The organism is Mesorhizobium sp. M1A.F.Ca.IN.020.06.1.1, assembly GCF_004023265.1.
Classification (GTDB): Bacteria; Pseudomonadota; Alphaproteobacteria; order Rhizobiales; family Rhizobiaceae; genus Mesorhizobium.
Genome location: NZ_RZSR01000600.1, coordinates 1 through 3,750 on the forward strand (window position 1 = coordinate 1; position 3,750 = coordinate 3,750).

The window sequence follows — 3,750 nt, forward strand, 5'->3', positions numbered from 1 at the left end:
GTGCCGGGCGTCAGATTGGCCTTGGGGGCGGCGGTCGCTGCGGAACTGGCGGTCAGCTGCGCGGGCGCGGCGGTGGTGGCTCCGGCCTGGCTTGCCGGAGCGGCGATCGCCGCGGGATCCAGCACCTCCGATGCGCCGTTCTTCGACTGGCAGCCGGAGATCGCCGCGACAACGGCAAAGGCGAGCGCCGCAGCAATTCCAGGAAAAGTGCGCAGCGGTTTCCCGTCCGCGATTGCGCAAAAACGCATAGCCGGACCAGTTCGGCGTTTCCCGGAAACGATGAACCGCTCCAACGCTCGCGAAAACCCGCGTCGGAAACGCCGCGCCACGCCGGCATGCGTGGCGACCCACGCCGGTCGCACGCAAGCGTCGGCCTCGGCGCAGGCTCTCTTGGCCATCATCGCAGCTGGTCGGCGCGCCCGTCAGCTCAGTGCATGTACTCGACCATGCGGTCGTGGAAGCATTCGCACTTGTTGAGGTAGTCCTCGTCCTTGTAGTTGGTCTTGAGATAGCCATAGGCCTTGCCGCAGGCGACCTTGGCTTCCGAGGCCCAGACGAAGGCGGGGCGCGACGAGTTGATCCATTCCGGGCTGTTGGCGACGGCGACCGATTCGTCCATCAGCTTCACCACATGGTCCTTGAGCTCGACCATGTTGTCGGTCAGCACCAGGTCCGAGGTGCCGACGGTGCGGCAATAATTCACCGCCGGCTCGCCGATGATATCTGCGGCAAAGCCGGTCGATCCGGCGAGCAGCACCGCCACGGCCGAAGCCAGCAGTCTTGCGGAATGTTTCATGTAAGCCCCTCTCCAAATTGCGAATTCACGGTTCGCTAACGCTTAGCATAGCAGCACGGCCGCGCATAAGCACTAAATCGTGGCCGTGTGCTGTTGATGGTTCGTGTCGTCGTAAAGGATGTTGATTGTTCCGGCCGCAGGCGCGTTCTGAAGAACGGCGACATCGACGAAGTTGGCGGGATTGCCCGAGCCGCTGGCGTCCACGCTCACCGTATTGGTTTCGCTGTTATAGTGGACGTAGTTGTTGATATTGCCGGCAGGCGCGGTGTCGAACAGGGCGCTGAGGTCGATCTTGTCGCCCTCCGAGCCGTGGTAGTCGGTGATCAGATCCTTGATGTCCAGGCTGTCCAGCTTGAACGTATCGGCGCCCGAAGTGCCGGCCATTGTCGACGCAGCTCCGGAAGCGGCGCTATCGAAATTGCCGAAGCCGATATCGGCGACCGCCCCCGTCTCGCCGTTGGCGGTCGTGAAAGTTGCTTCGCCATAGGTCAGGACCGAGCCGTCGGCCGAAACCGAATGCTGGTTGTTGCTTTCCAGTCCGATCTCGACGATGCCCAAAGCGGCAAGGCTCTTGAACTCACCGGGGTCCGACACGGCATTGCCATTGGCATCCTGCCAGACACCAAATTGCGCGAAGTCGTGGTCGGCGACGGTCAGCTTGCCGTCATGGTTCGTGTCGTAGACCTGCTCGAGCGCGGCAAGGTCGGTCGCAGCACCCGGGGCGTGTTGGGTGAAGGCGATTTCCGAACCGTTGTTCACCTTGCCGTCGCCATTGAGGTCGATCGCCAGGATACCGTCATGCGAATCTACCCAGGCGGTCTTCGAGGCGACACCATCGCCGTTGTAGTCGAACGAAACGGTGGAGTGCGTGAGATCGGTGGTCTGGATTCCGTCGTGGTTGAGGTCGAGCACCACCGGGGTGGCGACGGCGAAAGGCGTCAAGCCGTCTTTGACGTGAACAGTGAAATTCGCCGTTCCAGTCTGGTCGCCGTCACCGTCCGTAAGCTGCAGCGTCACCGGAATCGTGTGGTCGACCGTGGTCGATGTCACACCGACGTCCGTGAGGTTGAGCTTGGTCTTGCCCGAAGACTCGTATGCGTCGACCCAGGCGATCTGCAGGCCTGCAGGCGAATTGATGGTCAGCGACGTCGCACCGGTCGTTGGAATGAAGGAAGCGGTGCTTCCGTCGGTGTAGTGGGCGACGAACTCGACCTTGTTGCTGGCGCTCACCGCGTCGAACGAAAATTTGGCATAGCTGACATTCGCCATGGTGATGGCCGGGGGCGTATAGCCGCCAGCGCCGTCGTAGTCGTTCGGCGCACCGAAATCGAAGCGCATGAACTCGCCCGCGTCGAAGTTGTTGTTGCCAAGTCCCCAACCGGCGGTCGAGCCGTTGACATTGGACGTCTGCGCGAGCGACGGATCGCCGCCTGCCAGCCAGGCAGCCTCATGAGCTCCAGTGAAGATGCCGCCGGCATCCGTGGGCGCCCAGCCGGTCACCATCACGATGTTCTGACCGCCGGCCGTGACGACGATGGAGTTGCTGGGGCCGGCGCCGAATGAACCGCTCGAGGCAATGGAGACATTGCTTGTCATGCCGTCAAGTTTGGCCAGCAGATCGAAGGTGTATTGCCCCGAGGTGCCGGCCGCGGTGTTCACCGTGACCGTGAAGACCGCCGTGTCGCCGGCGTCGTGGCTTCCGTTGTTGTTGTTGTCGGCGTAGGCCGTCAGCACGTTGCCGACCTGCTCTGTGACAAGATTGTGCCCATTGGAGGTCAACCCGGTTGTATTGACCGTGATTGTCATGGCCGCGCCGGCGCCGTCAGCACCGGGAACGAAATTGATGGCCCCGACGGCGGGCGTCTGCGCGGGGTCGTTGCTGGCCTGCTGGCTCTGCACGCTGTTCAGCGTCGGCACGTCGTCGACGATGTTGACGGAGAGCGTGCCGGTGGCGTTCTGGCCGTCCTGGTCGGTGAGCGAGACGGTCATGTTCTCGAACAGGCTGTTGGTGCCCTGGCCGGCGGCGTGCGCCTCGTTGTCGTTGAGCGTGTAGGTGTAGCTGACGACGCCGGTTGCGGCATTGTAGCCGGTGACGTTGAGCGTGTTGCCGAGCGCCGTGGTGAAGGAGCCGGCGCTGAAGACGCCGTTGGTGATGAAGGCGTGGCCGTCGATGCTGAGCGTGGCGATGCCGTCGGGCGAGGCAATGGTGAAGGTGCCGCCCTGGGTGGTGCTCTCCTTGGAGGTGTCGGAGCCGGCCGATTCACCGGCGCCGCGGCTGGCGAGCAGGTCGTCCTCGTTGACCGTCACGTCGCCGCCATTGGCTGCCGGCGTCAGGTCGGTGATGGTCGGCGGCGTGTTGCCGATCGAGATCGTCAGCGTGGTGTGCGAGGTGTCGCCGTCGCCGTCCTTGATGGTGTAGGTGAAGACGTCGTCATGGCCGCCGGCGGTGCCGGCGTCGCGGACATAGGTGTAGGAGCCGTCGGCATTGAGCGTCAGCTTGCCGTAGGTGCCCTGGATGACCGAGCCGACGGTGGCGGCGCTGTCGAGATTGGCATTGGTGTTGCCGGCCGCGACGCCGACCACGGTTGCGCCGTCGGCGCCCTTGGTGTCGGCGCCGGCCGCATTGCCGTCGCTGCCCGCGCCGGTCATGACGTTGCCGCCGATCGAGGCGAACGAGCCCGCAGGCACGGCATCGGTGTCGGCGACCGCGGTCGGCACGTCGTCGACGATGTTGACGGAGAGCGTGCCGGTGGCGTTCTGGCCGTCCTGGTCGGTGAGCGAGACGGTCATGTTCTCGAACAGGCTGTTGGTGCCCTGGCCGGCGGCGTGCGCCTCGTTGTCGTTGAGCGTGTAGGTGTAGCTGACGACGCCGGTTGCGGCATTGTAGCCGGTGACGTTGAGCGTGTTGCCGAGCGCCGTGGTGAAGGAGCCGGCGCTGAAGACGCCGTTGGTGA

Annotated in this window: 2 protein-coding genes and 1 pseudogene; all 3 read right to left on the reverse strand. The window is 64.1% G+C overall.

Annotation, left to right across the window (positions count from 1 at the left end; genetic code table 11):
* A pseudogene (locus EOA60_RS23150) lies at positions 1 to 248 on the reverse strand (hypothetical protein); the annotation flags it as partial.
* A 179-nt stretch (positions 249 to 427) separates the two neighbouring features.
* The gene (locus tag EOA60_RS23155; RefSeq protein ID WP_095826434.1) at positions 428 to 796 is read right to left on the reverse strand and encodes a hypothetical protein; all 369 of its coding nucleotides are present in this window, start codon (positions 794 to 796) and stop codon (positions 428 to 430) included.
* A gap of 72 nt (positions 797 to 868) precedes the next feature.
* The coding region (locus EOA60_RS23160) for a type I secretion C-terminal target domain-containing protein (RefSeq protein WP_128311951.1) at positions 869 to 3,750 on the reverse strand (2,882 nt) is incomplete at its 5' end.

Excerpts from the sequence above, each read along its gene's own strand:
- EOA60_RS23155 (WP_095826434.1), bottom strand. The coding sequence starts at position 796 with ATGAAACATTCCGCAAGACTGCTGGCTTCGGCCGTGGCGGTGCTGCTC.